At 66.7% G+C, this 15,447-nt stretch carries 14 protein-coding genes; 5 read left to right on the top strand and 9 right to left on the bottom strand.

Annotated elements, in window-relative coordinates; genetic code table 11:
• Positions 1 to 13: 13 nt before the first annotated feature.
• The 9 genes from ccoG to ccoN (EA796_RS04545) all read right to left on the bottom strand — a co-directional run bounded on the left by ccoG (position 14) and on the right by ccoN (EA796_RS04545) (position 8,319).
• A complete protein-coding gene (ccoG, locus tag EA796_RS04505; protein ID WP_122107699.1) occupies positions 14 to 1,426 on the bottom strand; it encodes a cytochrome c oxidase accessory protein CcoG in 1,413 nt (470 codons plus the stop codon).
• 161 nt (positions 1,427 to 1,587) lie between these two features.
• Positions 1,588 to 2,583: a cytochrome-c oxidase, cbb3-type subunit III gene (gene ccoP, locus EA796_RS04510; protein ID WP_122107700.1), complete on the bottom strand. Its 996-nt coding sequence runs from the start codon at positions 2,581 to 2,583 to the stop codon at positions 1,588 to 1,590.
• Complete coding sequence (locus EA796_RS04515; RefSeq protein WP_021442859.1) at positions 2,580 to 2,762, bottom strand: CcoQ/FixQ family Cbb3-type cytochrome c oxidase assembly chaperone; 183 nt, start codon at positions 2,760 to 2,762, stop codon at positions 2,580 to 2,582. Before EA796_RS04515 ends, ccoP (EA796_RS04510) begins: the two co-directional genes overlap by 4 nt.
• A 6-nt stretch (positions 2,763 to 2,768) precedes the next feature.
• Positions 2,769 to 3,377, bottom strand: coding sequence for a cytochrome-c oxidase, cbb3-type subunit II (ccoO, locus tag EA796_RS04520; protein ID WP_122107701.1), 609 nt, complete (start codon positions 3,375 to 3,377; stop codon positions 2,769 to 2,771).
• Positions 3,377 to 4,819, bottom strand: a complete 1,443-nt coding sequence (gene ccoN / locus EA796_RS04525) for a cytochrome-c oxidase, cbb3-type subunit I (protein WP_031302835.1) — start codon at positions 4,817 to 4,819, stop codon at positions 3,377 to 3,379. Before ccoN (EA796_RS04525) ends, ccoO (EA796_RS04520) begins: the two co-directional genes overlap by 1 nt.
• 344 nt (positions 4,820 to 5,163) lie before the next feature.
• Positions 5,164 to 6,090, bottom strand: a complete 927-nt coding sequence (gene ccoP, locus EA796_RS04530; RefSeq protein ID WP_122107702.1) for a cytochrome-c oxidase, cbb3-type subunit III — start codon at positions 6,088 to 6,090, stop codon at positions 5,164 to 5,166.
• Positions 6,087 to 6,266, bottom strand: a complete 180-nt coding sequence (locus EA796_RS04535) for a CcoQ/FixQ family Cbb3-type cytochrome c oxidase assembly chaperone (protein ID WP_021442855.1) — start codon at positions 6,264 to 6,266, stop codon at positions 6,087 to 6,089. The genes ccoP (EA796_RS04530) and EA796_RS04535 overlap by 4 nt, the downstream gene beginning before the upstream one ends.
• Positions 6,267 to 6,271: 5 nt before the next feature.
• Positions 6,272 to 6,880, bottom strand: a complete 609-nt coding sequence (gene ccoO, locus EA796_RS04540) for a cytochrome-c oxidase, cbb3-type subunit II (protein ID WP_122107703.1) — start codon at positions 6,878 to 6,880, stop codon at positions 6,272 to 6,274.
• Entirely contained in the window at positions 6,880 to 8,319 is a 1,440-nt protein-coding gene (gene ccoN, locus EA796_RS04545; protein WP_122107704.1) for a cytochrome-c oxidase, cbb3-type subunit I, read from the bottom strand. The genes ccoO (EA796_RS04540) and ccoN (EA796_RS04545) overlap by 1 nt, the downstream gene beginning before the upstream one ends.
• Positions 8,320 to 8,420: 101 nt before the next feature.
• On the opposite strand from ccoN (EA796_RS04545), the gene EA796_RS04550 reads away from it, so the two are divergent.
• From EA796_RS04550 to pqqF, 5 genes are all read left to right on the top strand, one after another.
• The gene (locus EA796_RS04550) at positions 8,421 to 9,110 is read left to right on the top strand and encodes an alpha/beta family hydrolase (protein WP_371921456.1); all 690 of its coding nucleotides are present in this window, start codon (positions 8,421 to 8,423) and stop codon (positions 9,108 to 9,110) included.
• Positions 9,111 to 9,553: 443 nt separating this feature from the next.
• On the top strand, positions 9,554 to 10,963 hold the full coding sequence (locus EA796_RS04555; protein WP_021442851.1) for a circularly permuted type 2 ATP-grasp protein: 1,410 nt from the start codon (positions 9,554 to 9,556) through the stop codon (positions 10,961 to 10,963).
• A gap of 2 nt (positions 10,964 to 10,965) precedes the next feature.
• A complete protein-coding gene (locus EA796_RS04560; RefSeq protein WP_122107705.1) occupies positions 10,966 to 11,916 on the top strand; it encodes an alpha-E domain-containing protein in 951 nt (316 codons plus the stop codon).
• Complete coding sequence (locus EA796_RS04565; RefSeq protein ID WP_021442849.1) at positions 11,913 to 12,710, top strand: transglutaminase family protein; 798 nt, start codon at positions 11,913 to 11,915, stop codon at positions 12,708 to 12,710. The genes EA796_RS04560 and EA796_RS04565 overlap by 4 nt, the downstream gene beginning before the upstream one ends.
• Positions 12,711 to 12,828: 118 nt before the next feature.
• Entirely contained in the window at positions 12,829 to 15,225 is a 2,397-nt protein-coding gene (gene pqqF / locus EA796_RS04570) for a pyrroloquinoline quinone biosynthesis protein PqqF (protein ID WP_122107706.1), read from the top strand.
• Positions 15,226 to 15,447 lie beyond the last annotated feature (222 nt).

The raw sequence follows: 15,447 nt of genomic DNA on the forward strand, positions 1-15,447 counted from the left end.
GCGTTTTCCGTTGTCAGCGGACGCTTGGGCCGATGAAGCGGCTGTCGGCGTCGTTCTTGATACTGGGGTCGTCTGCCGATTGTACGTGGAAGACGATGTTGTTGGCGCTCGACGGCAGCTTCTCCGGTGCGATGGACAGCTCGACCGGGAAGGAATACACCTCGCCAGCCAGGGCCCGCACTTCGCGCTTGCCTTCGTAGACCAGGCCGTCGAGGCCGTCGGCAGTGATCACGTAGGTCATGTCGCGCTGCGCCTTGTTCATGATCTTCAGGGTGTAGACGTTCTCGATATGGCCGCGCTCGTTCTCACGGAACAGCACGCGGTCCTTGAGTACATCCAGCTCCACCAGCGGGCGATTGGCCACGGCCCAGGCGAACAGGCCGATCATCGCCAGCAGCGCGACGGCGTAGCCTATCAGCCGCGGGCGCAGCAGGTGGGTCTTGTGCCCGGAAAGATTGTGTTCGGTTGTGTAGCTGATCAGCCCCTTGGGGTAGTTCATCTTCTCCATGATGCTGTCGCAGGCGTCGATGCAGGCGGCGCAGCCGATGCACTCGATCTGCAGGCCGTCGCGGATGTCGATGCCGGTGGGGCAGACCTGCACGCACATCTTGCAGTCGATGCAGTCGCCCAGGCCCTGGGCCTTGTAGTCGGCGTCCTTCTTGCGCGGGCCGCGGCTCTCGCCGCGGCGCGGGTCGTAGGAAACGATCAGGGTGTCCTGGTCGAACATCACGCTCTGGAAGCGCGCATAGGGGCACATGTAGATGCACACCTGCTCGCGCAGGTAGCCAGCGTTGCCGTAGGTGGCGAGGGTGAAGAAGCCGGTCCAGAAATAGGCCCAGCCGCTGGCTTCACCGGTGAAGATCTCGATCACCAGTTCGCGAATCGGCGTGAAATAGCCGACGAAGGTGATCGCGGTGAGCAGCGAGACGCCAACCCAGATACCGTGCTTGGCCGCCTTGCGCCCGAGTTTCGCGCCGCTCATGGGCTGCTTGTCCAGCTTCATGCGCTGGTTGCGGTCACCCTCGGTGACCTTCTCGGCCCACATGAATACCCAGGTGAACACGCTCTGCGGGCAGGTGTAGCCGCACCAGACGCGACCGGCGAACACGGTGATGAAGAACAGGCCGAAGGCGCAGATGATCAGCAGCCAGGACAGCAGCATGAAGTCCTGCGGCCAGTAAGTGGCGCCGAAGATGTGGAACTTGCGCTCCGGCAGATTCCACCACACGGCCTGGCGACCTTCCCAGTTCAGCCACACGGTGCCGAAGAACAGCAGGAAGAGCAGGGCGCCGCCAGCGAGTCGCAGATTACGAAACAGGCCAGTGAACGCGCGGGTGTAGATCTTCTCGCGGCTGGCGTAGAGATCGACGCTGGCATTCTTGGCAGAAGGAGGGGTGACGTCCTGGACGGGAATCTGTTCGCTCATCAATGCATACCAAAGCGGTTGGTTGGCAGCCCGGGCCGATACATGCCGGTCAGGGTCAATTCACGGTAGCTATATGGTACGCCTGAAAGACAACGCCCGGGTGCGACCAGCGGTCGCGACCCGGGCGTTCATTGACCCTTGTCAAAAGAGTCGTGCTGCGATTACTGCTCTTGTGCCTTGTGCGACAGGCTGTACACGTAGGCAGCCAGCAGGTGCACCTTGTCATTGCCGAGGAATTCTTCCTGGGCCGGCATGTTGCCGTGACGGCCGTAGCGAATGCTCTGCTGCAGTTGCGCGTAGCTGCTGCCGTAGATGAAGGCTGCCGGGTTGGTCAGGTTGGGCGCGCCCATGGCTGCGGTACCCTTGCCGTCTGCACCATGGCAGGCGAAGCAGGTACCGGCGAAGACCTTCTGGCCCGCTTCGATATCGGCTTCCACGCCTTCCGGCAGCTCACGACCGGCCAGCTCGGTGAGGACGTAGGCGGCAACGTTGCGCACGCCGTCTTCGCCGATGGCCGGGCCCTGGGCCGGCATGGCGCCCTGGCGGCCAGCGAGGATGGTGGTCTTGATGGTTTCCGGCTCGCCGCCCCAGCGCCATTCGCTGTCGGTCAGGTTGGGGAAACCGTAGCTGCCCTTGGCGTCGGAGCCGTGGCAGACCGAGCAGTTGGAGGCGAACAGGCGACCGCCCATTTTCAGGGCTTGTTCGTCCTTGGCCACTTCCTCGATCGGCATGGCGGCGTATTTGGCGAACAGCGGGCCGTATTGCTCGTCGGCACGCGCCATTTCCTTTTCCCACTGGTGCACGCCGGTCCAGCCAGTGTGACGCATGGAGCCGTCGGCGATCTGTACGCCAGCAGCGAAGGGGGTCTGCTTGTCGCTGTCGACGTAGTCGTAGCCCGGCAGCACGCCTTTCCAGTTGCCCAGGCCCGGATACAGGGCCAGGTAGCCCAGGGCGAAGACGATGGTGGCGACGAACAGCATGAACCACCACTTGGGCAGCGGGTTGTCATACTCCTCGATGCCGTCGAAGGCATGGCCGACGGTTTCCTCGGTGGTCTCCTGGCGCTGGCCCTTGCGGGTGCCGAAGATCAGCCAGGTCAGGGCGAAGATGGTGCCCAGAGACAGAATGGTTACGTACCAACTCCAGAACGTGGTCATTGGTTATTGCTCCTGGAAGAGTCTTGGTCGCGCTTGGACTCGGGCTCGTCGGCGAAGGGCAGGTTGGCAGCCTCGTCGAAGCTGGACTTGCGCTTGCTGCTGTAGGCCCAGAGCACCACGCCGATGAAGGCGATGAACACCACCGCCGTGCCGATGCCGCGAATCATCCCGATGTCCATAGCGTTTTACCGTTTGTTCTTGATGGAAGTGCCGAGAACCTGCAGGTACGAGACCAGCGCGTCCATTTCGGTCTTGCCTTTCACCGCATCCTTGGCGCCGGCGATGTCCTCGTCGCTGTAGGGGATGCCGAAGCCACGCATGACTTCCATCTTCTTCGCGGTGTCGCGGCCGTCGAGCTTGTTCTCCACCAGCCAGGGGTAGGCGGGCATCTTCGACTCGGGCACGACGTTGCGCGGGTTGTACAGGTGGGCGCGGTGCCACTCGTCCGAGTAGCGGCCGCCGACGCGGGCCAGGTCCGGGCCGGTACGCTTGGAGCCCCACAGGAAGGGGTGATCCCAAACGCTTTCGCCAGCGACGGAGTAGTGGCCGTAGCGCTCGGTCTCGGCGCGGAACGGACGGATCATCTGCGAGTGGCAGCCGACGCAGCCTTCCTTGATGTAGATATCGCGACCTTCCAGCTGCAGCGCGGTGTAGGGCTTGAGGCCCTCCACCGGCTCGTTGGTGACGTCCTGGAAGAACAGCGGGACGATCTGGGTCAGGCCGCCGATGCTGACGGCGATCACCATCAGCAGCGCCATCAGGCCGATATTCTTCTCGATGATTTCGTGTTTCATCAGTGAGCGCTCCCCGCGGTGAACTGCGCAGCCGCTTCGTATTCAGCCGGCTTGGCGGCACGCACGGTGCGGTAGGTGTTGTAGGCCATCAACAGCATGCCGGTGACGAAGAAGGCGCCGCCGATCATGCGCACGATGTAGCCGGGGTGGCTGGCTTCCAGCGCTTCGACGAAGGAGTAGGTGAGGGTGCCGTCCTCGTTCACCGCGCGCCACATCAGGCCCTGGGTGATGCCGTTGACCCACATCGAGGCGATGTACAGCACGGTGCCGATGGTGGCGAGCCAGAAGTGGGCGTTGATCAGGCCGACGCTGTGCATCTGCTCGCGGCCGAACACCTTCGGGATCAGGTGATAGAGCGAGCCGATGGAGATCATCGCGACCCAGCCGAGCGCGCCGGCGTGGACGTGGCCGATGGTCCAGTCGGTGTAGTGCGACAGGGCGTTGACGGTCTTGATCGCCATCATCGGGCCTTCGAAGGTCGACATGCCGTAGAACGCCAGGGAAACGACCAGGAAGCGCAGGATCGGGTCGGTGCGCAGCTTATGCCAGGCGCCGGACAGGCTCATCATGCCGTTGATCATGCCGCCCCAGCTCGGTGCTAGCAGAATCACCGACATGGCCATGCCCAGGGACTGGGCCCAGTCCGGCAGCGCGGTGTAGTGCAGGTGGTGCGGACCGGCCCAGATGTACAGGGTGATCAGCGCCCAGAAGTGCACGATGGACAGGCGGTAGGAGTAGATCGGACGCTCGGCCTGCTTGGGTACGAAGTAGTACATCATGCCGAGGAAGCCGGTGGTCAGGAAGAAGCCCACGGCGTTGTGGCCGTACCACCACTGGATCATCGCGTCGGTGGCGCCGGCGTACATGGAGTACGACTTGAACAGGCTGACCGGCATTTCCATGCTGTTGACGATGTGCAGCATGGCGGTGACCAGGATGAAGGCGCCGAAGAACCAGTTGCCCACATAGATGTGCTTGGTCCGACGCTTGACGATGGTGCCGAAGAACACCACCAGGTAGGTCACCCAGACCACGCCCAGGAGGATGTCGATCGGCCACTCCAGCTCGGCGTATTCCTTGGAGCTGGTGTAGCCCATGGGCAGGGTGATCACGGCGAGCACGATCACCGCTTGCCAACCCCAGAAGGTGAAGGCAGCCAGACCGTCGGAGATCAGGCGCGCCTGGCAGGTGCGCTGAACCACGTAGTACGAGGTGGCGAACAGTGCGCATCCGCCGAAGGCGAAGATCACCGCGTTGGTGTGCAGCGGGCGCAGACGGCCGAAGCTGGTCCACGGAAGGTTCAGGTTGAGTTCCGGCCACACGAGTTGTGCGGCGATGAACACACCTAGACCCATCCCAATGACCCCCCAGATCACCGTCATAATGGCGAACTGGCGGACCACCTTATAGTTATAAGCAGTCTGACTGATTGCTGTGCTCATGCTAGGGGTTCCACGGTTAATGGAGTTTTATGGGGCAAAAATCGGCGGCAAGTATGGAGAAAGCAGGTAGCCATTGCAACGCAACATACCGACGCGATTAGGGTTTCAGAGCCTTTCGCGTGCCTTGGCCGGGGCCTCGGTAGTGGCGTTGGCAGACTTTTGCGCAACCAGTTTGCGCGGCGCTAAGAAGGGATCGCCTTGGAGTTGTGGCAGATGGCGACTGAAAGGCAGCTTAGCCCAGTTCAAGGGAATTGCCGGGCTATTGGTCGGCGGGTGCGACACTGGGTCGCAGACATATAAAGGAAGGGCCGGCGACCCGCTTGCGGTCGCCGGCAGGCTGAGGGTTACTCGGCGTCGCCCTGGCTCAGCTTGAGCACGTAGGCGGCCAGCAGGTGGGCCTTGTCGTTGCCGAGGAAGTCTTCCTGGGCGGGCATGTTGCCGCTGCGGCCGTAGCGGATGGTCTGCTGCAGTTGGGCGAAGCTGCTGCCGTAGATAAAGGCGCCGGGCTGACGCAGGTTGGGCGCGCCCATCAGCGCCATGCCGCTGCCGTCCTGGCCATGGCACGCCGAGCAGGTGCTGGCGAAGATCTGCTGGCCGGCGGCGATGTCGGCCTGCGCATCGTCCGGCAGCTCGCGGCCGCCCAGCTCGCTGAGGACGTAGGCGGCGACGTTGCGCACGCCGTCCTCGCCGATGGCCGGACCTTGCGCCGGCATCATGCCGATGCGGCCCTTGAGGATGCTGGTCTTGATCGTCTCCGCCGCGCCGCCCCAGCGCCAGCTGCCGTCGGCCAGGTTGGGGAAGCCGTAGCTGCCCTTGGCGTCGGAGCCGTGGCAGACCGAGCAGTTGGAGGCGAACAGGCGGCCGCCCATCTTCAGCGCCTGCTCGTCCTTGGCTACTTCCTCGATGGGCATGGAGGCGAACTTGGCGAAGATCGGCCCGTACTCCTCGTCGGCGCGGTCCATCTCGCGCTGCCACTGGGCGACCTGGGTCCAGCCGCCTTCGTAGCCCGGCAGCCAGCCCCTGAAGTTGCCCAGGCCGGGGTAGAGCAGCAGGTAGGCGATGGAGAACAGCAGGGTGCCGAGGAACAGCATGAACCACCACTTGGGCAGCGGGTTGTCGTACTCCTCGATGCCGTCGAAGGCATGGCCCATGGTATGCTCGGTGGGGTTCTTGTGCACCTCGCTCTTGCGGGTGGCGAAGATCAGCCAGAACAGGGCGACCAGGGTGCCGATGGTCAGCAGGGTGATGTACCAGCTCCAGAAGGGGGTCATGCGTCAGTCCTCGAAACGGCGGGCTTGGCTTCGTCGGCGAAGGGCAGGTTGGCCGCAGCGGCGAAGGCGTCGCGGCGTTTGCCGCTGTAGGCCCAGAGGGTCACGGCGGTGAAGGCGATCAGTACCAGGGCGGTGCCCAGACCGCGCAGGGTGCCGACATCGATCAGCTCGAACATGGCGCTCACCTCTTGTTCTTCACGGCGGTGCCGAGCACCTGGAGATAGGCGACCAGGGCGTCCATCTCGCTCTTGCCCTTCACTGCCTCGCCAGCGCCGGCGATATCCGCGTCGCTGTAGGGCACGCCGAGGGTGCGCAGGGCGCTCATCTTCTTGGCGGTGTCCTGGCCGTCGAGCTTGTTCTCCACCAGCCAGGGGTAGGACGGCATCTTCGACTCGGGCACGACGTTGCGCGGGTTGTACAGGTGCGCGCGGTGCCACTCGTCCGAGTAGCGGCCGCCGACCCGTGCCAGATCCGGGCCGGTGCGCTTGGAGCCCCACAGGAAGGGGTGGTCCCAGGCGCTTTCGCCAGCGACGGAGTAGTGGCCGTAGCGCTCGGTCTCGGCGCGGAACGGACGGATCATCTGCGAGTGGCAGCCGACGCAGCCTTCCTTGATGTAGATATCGCGACCTTCCAGCTGCAGCGCGGTGTAGGGCTTGAGGCCCTCCACCGGCTCGTTGGTGACGTCCTGGAAGAACAGCGGGACGATCTGCGTCAGGCCGCCGATGCTCACCGCGAGGATCATCACCAGGGCCATCAGGCCGATGTTTTTCTCGAGAATCTCGTGTTTCATCAGTGCGCTCCTTCAACCGAGAACTGCGCGGCGGCTTGCACCTCGGCCGGTTTTGCCGCGCGTACGGTCAGCCAGGTGTTCCAGGCCATCAGCAGCATGCCGACGAAGAAGATGGCGCCGCCGATCACCCGCACCACGAAGCCGGGGTGGCTGGCTTCCAGTGCCTCGACGAAGGAGTAGGTGAGGGTGCCGTCCTCGTTCACCGCGCGCCACATCAGGCCCTGGGTGATGCCGTTGACCCACATCGAGGCGATGTACAGCACGGTGCCGATGGTGGCCAGCCAGAAGTGGGCGTTGATCAGGGCGACGCTGTGCATCTGCTCGCGGCCGAACACCTTGGGAATCAGGTGATAGAGCGAGCCGATCGACACCATGGCGACCCAGCCGAGCGCGCCGGCGTGGACGTGGCCGATGGTCCAGTCGGTGTAGTGCGACAGGGCGTTGACGGTCTTGATCGCCATCATCGGGCCCTCGAAGGTGCTCATGCCGTAGAACGCCAGCGACACCACCAGAAAGCGCAGGATCGGGTCGGTGCGCAGCTTATGCCAGGCCCCGGAGAGGGTCATCATGCCGTTGATCATGCCGCCCCAGCTCGGCGCCAGGAGGATCAGCGACATCACCATGCCGAGGCTCTGCGCCCAGTCCGGCAGGGCGGTGTAGTGCAGGTGGTGCGGGCCGGCCCAGATGTACACCGCGATCAGCGCCCAGAAGTGGACGATGGACAGGCGGTAGGAGTAGACCGGGCGTTCGGCCTGCTTGGGCACGAAGTAGTACATCATCCCGAGGAAGCCGGCAGTGAGGAAGAAGCCCACGGCATTGTGGCCGTACCACCACTGGATCATCGCGTCGGTGGCGCCGGCGTACAGCGAGTAGGACTTGGTCAGGGTCACCGGGATCTCCAGGTTGTTGACCACGTGCAGGATCGCCACGGTGAGGATGAAACCGCCGAAGAACCAGTTGCCCACGTAGATGTGGCTGACCTTGCGCTTGACGATGGTGCCGAAGAAGACGATGGCGTAGGCGACCCAGACCACCGTGATGAGGAGGTCGATCGGCCATTCCAGTTCGGCGTATTCCTTGGAGCTGGTCCAGCCCAGCGGCAGGCTGATGGCGGCCAGGACGATCACCAGTTGCCAGCCCCAGAAGGTGAAGGCGGCCAGCTTGGGCGCGAACAGCGCGGCCTGGCTGGTGCGCTGTACCGCGTAGTAGCTGGTGGCGAACAGCGCGCAGCCGCCGAAGGCGAAGATCACCGCGTTGGTGTGCAGCGGCCGCAGGCGGCCGAAGCTGGTCCACGGCAGGTTCAGGTTGAGGTCGGGCCAGGCCAGCTGGGCGGCGATGAAAACGCCGAGTCCCATGCCGACGATGCCCCAAACCACCGTCATAATGGCGAACTGGCGAACCACCCTGTAGTTGTAGGCGGAACGGGTTGTTGTGTTCATGTCTGGGTTTCCATCCACGGTTATGGCAGAGCGGCCGATAACCCTGGCGTGCGCAGGCATGAGCAAGCCACGACCGCCACGGATATCGACGCGAGGCAAGCATGAGCAAAGGGCCATCCGGGTTTATTGACGCCGATCAATGCGCGCAGGGGCTGCCCTGGCTGTGGGACAGGCCGGCGGGCGAGGCGCGCGCGACGCTGATCCTCGCCCACGGCGCCGGGGCACCGATGGACAGCGAGTTCATGCAGCAGATGGCCAGAGGCCTTGTCGCGCGCGGCATTGCAGTAGTGCGCTTCGAGTTCGCCTACATGGCCGCGCGGCGTGTGGACGGCAAGCAACGCCCGCCCAATCCACAGGCGCAACTGCTGCAGCAATGGCGCGATGTGCATGCCCGGGTGCGCCAACAGGTCGCAGGGCCGCTGGCCATCGGCGGTAAGTCGATGGGCGGGCGCATGGCCAGTCTGCTGGCCGACGAACTGGGCGCTGACGCCCTGGTCTGCCTGGGCTATCCCTTCTACGCCGCCGGCAAGCCGGAAAAACCGCGGGTCGCGCACCTGGCCGAGCTGCGCACCAAGACGCTGATCGTGCAGGGCGAGCGCGACGCCCTGGGCAATCGTGAGGCGGTGGCCGGCTATGCCCTGGCGCCGGCGATCCGCCTGCACTGGCTGACGGCAGCCGACCACGACCTCAAGCCGCTGAAAAGCTCGGGCTGCAGTCATGAGCAGCACCTGGCCGACGCGGCGCAGGCGGTGGCGGACTTTCTTGCCGGGGCGTCGCAGCCGCGGCTTTAGTTGCGAAAGAGGCGGCCTGGTGGAGCGCCGCGCGTACCAGCCATAGCGGCTACCCGGGCAAAAAAAACCGCCCATACGGGCGGTGCAGAACATCGGTCGAAGACTTCGACCAGGAGAGAGGGCGTGCGCTGCTGGCCTTGCGTGGCCTGGCGCAAGTCGCCTGGGCCGAACCGCCGCAGTCAATCGGCTCCGGCTCGGCGGCGACAACTGCCGGCGAGTATGGGCAGTGCGCCGGCTGCGGGGAAATCGCTTCTGCCTATCTGCCTCATAGACAAGGCAGCTGCCACCTAACGGGGCGGCGTGCGACCCGTGGGTCACGGCGTTGCACCTCGTTGGTGCGCGGGGCTCGGGTTTTTTTGTCAAGCCATTGAAATAAAAGGAATTACTTCGCTGGCTCGGGCCTTGCAAAGCTCCCTGCAAGTCCGGGTGACAAGGAGTACGGCATGGCCCGCACCTTTTATGACGAGATGTACGACGCGAGCGGCGCAGTCCGCCCGCACTACCGTGAATTTGCCCGCTGGCTGGCAGAGACGCCGGACGAACTGCTGGCCCAGCGCCGCCGCGAAGCCGACCTGCTGTTCCACCGCGCCGGCATCACCTTCACCCTCTATGGCGACGATCAGGGCACCGAGCGCCTGATCCCCTTCGACATCGTCCCGCGCAGCATTCCGATGAGCGAATGGCGCATGGTCGAGCGCGGCTGCATCCAGCGCGTGCAGGCGCTCAACCTGTTCCTCGCCGACCTCTACCACGACCAGCGCATCATCAAGGCCGGCATCATCCCGGCCGAGCAGGTGCTGGCCAACGAGGGCTATCAGATGGCCATGCAGGGCCTCGACCTGCACCGCGACATCTACGCGCACATCGCCGGGGTCGACCTGGTGCGCGACGGCGACGGCAGCTACTACGTGCTGGAAGACAACCTGCGCACCCCCAGCGGCGTCAGCTACATGCTCGAAGACCGCAAGATGATGATGCGCCTGTTCCCCGAGCTGTTCGCCGCGCAGCGCGTGGCGCCGGTGGACCACTACCCGAACCTGCTGCTCGACACCCTGAAGAGCTCCAGTGCGCTGGACAACCCCACGGTGGTGGTGCTGACCCCGGGGCGCTTCAACAGCGCCTACTTCGAGCACGCCTTCCTCGCCCGCGAGATGGGCGTGGAGTTGGTGGAGGGCGCCGACCTGTTCGTCCGCGACGACAAGGTGTACATGCGCACCACCGCCGGTGCCCGCCAGGTCGACGTGATCTACCGCCGCCTCGACGACGCCTTCCTCGACCCGCTGGCCTTCAACCCCGACTCCATGCTCGGCGTGCCCGGCCTGCTGGCCGCCTACCGCTCGCGCAACGTGGTGCTGGCCAACGCCATCGGCACCGGGGTGGCGGACGACAAGTCGGTCTACCCCTTCGTCGGCGACATGATCCGCTTCTACCTGGACGAGGAGCCCATCCTGAACAACGTGCCGACCTGGCAGTGCCGCAAGCCGGAGGAACTGTCCCACGTGCTGGCCCACCTGCCCGAGCTGGTGGTCAAGGAAACCCAGGGCTCCGGCGGCTACGGCATGCTGGTCGGGCCGGCGGCGAGCAAGGCCGAGATCGAGGCCTTCCGCGCGCGGCTGATGGCCAAGCCCGAGGCCTATATCGCCCAGCCGACGCTGAGCCTGTCGACCTGCCCGACCTTCGTCGAGCGCGGCATCGCCCCGCGCCATATCGACCTGCGCCCCTTCGTCCTGTCCGGGCGCGAAACCCGTCTGGTGCCCGGTGGCCTGACCCGCGTGGCGCTGCGCGAAGGCTCGCTGGTGGTCAACTCGTCGCAGGGCGGCGGGACCAAGGACACCTGGGTGGTGGAGGACTGAACATGCTGTCGAGAACTGCCTCCGATCTGTACTGGATGTCGCGCTACCTGGAGCGCGCCGAGAACCTCGCGCGCATGCTCGACGTCAGCTACTCGCTGTCGCTGATGCCGCAGGACGGCCGCGGCGACGGCCTCGATGAACTGGCCATGCCGCTGCTGATCACCGGCACCCTGGACGCCTACCTGGAATGTCACGGCCCGCTGCACGCCGAGCGCATGCTGCACTTCTTCGCCCTCGACGCGAGCAACCCGGCGAGCATCTACTGCTGCCTGCAGGCCGCGCGGGCCAACGCCCACGCGGTGCGCGGGCGGATCACCGCGGACATGTGGGAGAACATCAACGCCACCTGGCTGGAGGTGCGCGGCATCGCCGAGCAGGGCCTGGGCCGCTACGGCATCAGCCGCTTCTGCGAGTGGGTCAAGGAGCGCTCGCACCTGTTCCGCGGCGCCACCTTCGGCACCATCATGCGCGGCGAGGCCTACCGCTTCATCCGCCTGGGCACCTTCATCGAACGCGCCGACAACACCCTGCGCCTGCTCGATGCGCGCTACGAGATGCTCGGCGAGGAGATCGACGAGCTGGAAGAACGCACCGCGCGCAGCTACTACCAGTGGAATGCGCTGCTGCGTGCGCTGTCGTCGTCCGAGGCCTTCGCCGAGATCTACCGCGGCTCGCCGCGCACGCGCAAGGTCGCCGAACTGCTGCTGCTGCGCCCCGAGGTGCCGCGGTCGCTGCGCGCCTGCATGGAGGAACTCAACCTGATGCTCGCCGGCCTGCCCGGCGACAACGGCCGCTCGGCGCAGCGCCTGGCCGCCGAGCTGGATGCGCGGCTGCGCTACACCGGCATCGACGAAGTGCTCGGCGAAGGCCTGCACGCCTGGCTCACCGACTTCATCCTGTTGGTGCGCCAGCTGGGCAACACCATCCACACGTCCTACCTGGAGGTCGCATGAGACTCTCGATCAGCCACGACACCACCTACCGCTACGACGACCAGGTGCGCGCGAGCATCCAGTACCTGCGCCTGACCCCGCACGACAGCGAGCGCCAGCAGGTGCTCAGCTGGCAGCTCGACCTGCCGCGCCCGGTGCGTGCGCAGCTCGACCCCTACGGCAATATCCTCCATGTGCTGACCCTCGACGAGCCGCACGAGGCCATCGTCATCGGCGCCCGTGGCCAGGTCGATATCGACGAGGCGCGCGAGGCCGAACACGAACGCCAGTCGGCGCTGCCGTTCCTGCGTTTCACTCGCCTGACCGAGGCCGACGACGCCCTGCGCGAGTTCGCCAGCCAGCAGAGCAAGGCGCGCAGCGACCGCAACGCGCTGATCGAGCTGATGCACGCGCTCAACGCCCATATCGCCTACCAGCCGGGGATCACCGCGGTCGACACCAGCGCCGCCGAAGCCTTCGCCGGGCGCCGCGGCGTGTGCCAGGACCACACCCACGCCTTCCTCGCCTGCGCGCGCAGCCTGGGCGTGCCGGCGCGCTACGTGTCCGGCTACCTGTACACCGACAACGCCGCGCACCTGGCCAGCCACGCCTGGGCCGAAGCCTGGCTGGACGGCGCCTGGTACAGCTTCGACGTGACCAACTGCCTGGCCAAGCCGGAGCGCCACCTCAAGCTGGCGGTCGGCCTGGATTACCTCGACGCCTGCCCGGTACGCGGCATGCGCCGCGGCGGTGGCGGCGAGCAGATGCACGCCCTGGTGCAGGTGGCGCCGCTGCTGCAGGTGCAGCAGCAGTAGCCGCGTTGCGCGCTGGCTCGCCCCTACGACCAAAGTGCCGGTCGGGCCGGGCGAAAGCAGCATTGCCGGCGCCTCGCGCCGGGGCGACTCTGGGCGCGGACTGCCCCGAGTAGCTGCGATGCATGGCGTTTCACCTTCTTTCTCCGCCGGCCGCCACCGCCTGCGCCTGCGCAATGGCGCCACGCTGGACGTGGCGCAGCAGCCCTGGGCCGAGCGGGCCGGCATCTGCCTGCGGGTGGCGGCGGGCAGTCACGACGAGCCGGTCGCCTATCCGGGGCTGGCGCATTTTCTCGAGCACCTGCTGTTTCTCGGCAGCCGCGACTACGGCCCCGAACAGGGGCTGATGGCCTATGCCCAGGGCTGCGGCGGCCAGGTCAACGCCTCGACCCAGGCGCGCCATACCGATTTCCTCTGCGAGCTGCCGGCCGAGCGCCTGCAGCCGGCGCTGGCGCGCCTGTTCGACATGCTGTGCCGGCCGCTGCTGGACAGCGCCGCGCAGCTGCGCGAGCGCGAAGTGCTGCAGGCCGAATACCAGGCGCGCAGCACCGACGCCGACAGCCGCATCGAGCACGCCCTGGGCCAGGCGCTGGCGGCGGGGCACCGCTGCGGCGACTTCCTCGCCGGTGATCGCGCCAGCCTGGCTGTCGAGCAGGCCGCCTTTCAGCAGGCGCTGCACGGCTATCACCGGCGTCATTACCAGGCCGGCAACATGCGCCTGACGCTGGTCGGGCCGCAGTCGCCGGAAGACTTGCTGGCCATCGGTGAGGCCCTGCTGGCGCAGTTGCCCGCTGCCGACTCGCCGACCATCGGCGAATCCCCGCCGCCCATGCTGCCGCTGCGGGCGCCGCGCCTGGGTCTGCAGCAGCGCGCCGCAGCGCTGCACCTGGGCTTTGCCGTGCAACTGAGCGAACCCGGCCTGGCGTCGGCGCTGGCGCTGCTGCTGGACGTGCTGCAGGACCCGGCGCCTGGCGGGCTGCTCGCCGGCCTGCGCCAGGCGCGGCTGTGCCGGCAGTTGCGGGCGCGAGTGCTGTACTGCCACGCCGGGCAGTGCCTGCTGCGCCTGGACTGCACCGCAGCGGAGCGGGGCGCCGCGCTGATCGCCGAACTGCTGGGCTGGCTGCGCCAGGTGCGGGGCGACCCCGCCTGGCCGGTGCGTCTGGCCGACTGGCGTCAGGCCCAGGCCTTGCGCCAGTTCGGCATGGGGCCGCTGGCCTTGGCGCGCAGCCTGCAGGACGCCGAAGCGGAGCTGGACGACGCCCGCCTGCTGCACACCCTGAGCGCCTTGCTCGCCCAGCTGGCCGGCGGCACTGGGCTGATCGAGCTGGCGTGCGACAACCAGGCGCGACCGCCGTGGCCGGCCACCGGCCTGGCGTTGCCGCTGGCCGCATTGCCGGCGCGCGAGCTGCCTGCAGCGCAGCTGAGCGTGGGGCTGGCACCGGTCGAATCGCTGCTGGCGCTGCCCGAGGCGGCCTCGCCCAGCCTGCCGCTCGCGCGCTTGCGTCACCATCCCGGCGCGGCCGCTGGCGGGCCGGCGGCGCTGCATTGGTGCGGCGAGGTGGCCGGGCAGCATGGGCCTGGCGAGCTGCAGGCCCTGCTGCAGGCACGCATCGCCGATCTGCAACGTGGCTGCGAACGCCTGGGCATCGCCCTGCAGCTTGAGGTACAGCCAGGCGGCTGGAGCCTGGCGCTGCAGGGCGCCGCGGCCTTGCTGCCGGCTTGCAGCGCGCGGCTGTTGCCGCTGTTGCTGGCGCCGCCAACCGAGGCGGCCGAACCGGCCACCAGCGGCCTGCTGCTGCGCCAGTTGCTGCAGCGCTTGCCGCAGCTGGGCGGCGGCGACAGTGACGGCGGTCTGCAGGGGCTGAGCGTGGGCCTGGGGCCGGGCGAGCGGGCGCAGCTCGACGCGCTGTTCGCCGTGGTCGAACCCTTGCCCGCCGGGCAACCGCTAGCAGCGCGAAACCACGAGCTGCTGTGGCGCGAGGTGGAGCAGCCGGGCAGCGAGGCGGCGCTGGTGCTGCTGTGCCCATTGCCGGATGCCGATGCCGGCCGCGAGGCGGCCTGGCGCCTGCTCGGGCAGCTGTTGCAGGGGGCCTTCTACCGCCGCCTGCGCGGCGAGCTGCAACTGGGCTATGCGCTGTTTGCCGGCTATCGCCAGGTGCAGGGCGAGCGCGCGCTGCTGTTCGCCCTGCAGTCGCCGGTGTGCGAGGCGGCCGGCATCTTTGAGCATATCCACGCCTTTCTCGATCAGCAGCGCCAGCGTCTCGCCGCGCTGTCGGTGGCGGAGTTCGCCCGCTGCCGCGACGAGCTGGCGCAGGCCCTGCGCCCGCCCAAGAGCAACCTGGCCCGCGCCGAACAGTTGTGGCAGCTGCAGCTGGCCGGGCTGAGCGAGGCGCACCCGCAACGGGTGCGCCAGGCGCTGGCCGAGTTGACGCCGGACGAGCTGCAGGCGGCTTATGCGCAGTTGTTGCAAAGCGGCCACTGGCGCGTACTGGCCAGTGGACCAGGGCCGCACGTCTAAGCGTGCATTTCTTGGCTATGCCCCTGCTAGCCGTTACTAGGGCTCCAAGGAAGGCTCGGGGGCCTGTGGGCCGGGCGGCGATCCGCTTTAGCCCACGCCAACCACCGGTGGTGGGCTAAAGCCCACCCTACGGGCCTTTGCACCCACTCCCAACACTTAACGCAGAAATAGCCTTTTTCTTTCCCCTTCTTTTCGATGGTCTTCGCGGCGCGCGGCGCACCT

Source organism: Pseudomonas sp. AOB-7 (assembly GCF_003696305.1).
GTDB lineage: Bacteria > Pseudomonadota > Gammaproteobacteria > Pseudomonadales > Pseudomonadaceae > Aquipseudomonas.

Excerpts from the sequence above, each read along its gene's own strand:
- ccoN (WP_031302835.1), bottom strand. The coding sequence starts at position 4,819 with ATGAGCACAGCAATCAGTCAGACTGCTTATAACTATAAGGTGGTCCGC.
- pqqF (WP_122107706.1), top strand. The coding sequence starts at position 12,829 with ATGCATGGCGTTTCACCTTCTTTCTCCGCCGGCCGCCACCGCCTGCGC.
- EA796_RS04535 (WP_021442855.1), bottom strand. The coding sequence starts at position 6,266 with ATGTTCGAGCTGATCGATGTCGGCACCCTGCGCGGTCTGGGCACCGCC.
- EA796_RS04550 (WP_371921456.1), top strand. The coding sequence starts at position 8,421 with ATGAGCAAAGGGCCATCCGGGTTTATTGACGCCGATCAATGCGCGCAG.
- EA796_RS04555 (WP_021442851.1), top strand. The coding sequence starts at position 9,554 with ATGGCCCGCACCTTTTATGACGAGATGTACGACGCGAGCGGCGCAGTC.
- EA796_RS04515 (WP_021442859.1), bottom strand. The coding sequence starts at position 2,762 with ATGGACATCGGGATGATTCGCGGCATCGGCACGGCGGTGGTGTTCATC.
- ccoN (WP_122107704.1), bottom strand. The coding sequence starts at position 8,319 with ATGAACACAACAACCCGTTCCGCCTACAACTACAGGGTGGTTCGCCAG.
- ccoO (WP_122107703.1), bottom strand. The coding sequence starts at position 6,880 with ATGAAACACGAGATTCTCGAGAAAAACATCGGCCTGATGGCCCTGGTG.
- EA796_RS04560 (WP_122107705.1), top strand. The coding sequence starts at position 10,966 with ATGCTGTCGAGAACTGCCTCCGATCTGTACTGGATGTCGCGCTACCTG.
- ccoO (WP_122107701.1), bottom strand. The coding sequence starts at position 3,377 with ATGAAACACGAAATCATCGAGAAGAATATCGGCCTGATGGCGCTGCTG.
- ccoP (WP_122107702.1), bottom strand. The coding sequence starts at position 6,090 with ATGACCCCCTTCTGGAGCTGGTACATCACCCTGCTGACCATCGGCACC.
- ccoG (WP_122107699.1), bottom strand. The coding sequence starts at position 1,426 with ATGAGCGAACAGATTCCCGTCCAGGACGTCACCCCTCCTTCTGCCAAG.
- ccoP (WP_122107700.1), bottom strand. The coding sequence starts at position 2,583 with ATGACCACGTTCTGGAGTTGGTACGTAACCATTCTGTCTCTGGGCACC.
- EA796_RS04565 (WP_021442849.1), top strand. The coding sequence starts at position 11,913 with ATGAGACTCTCGATCAGCCACGACACCACCTACCGCTACGACGACCAG.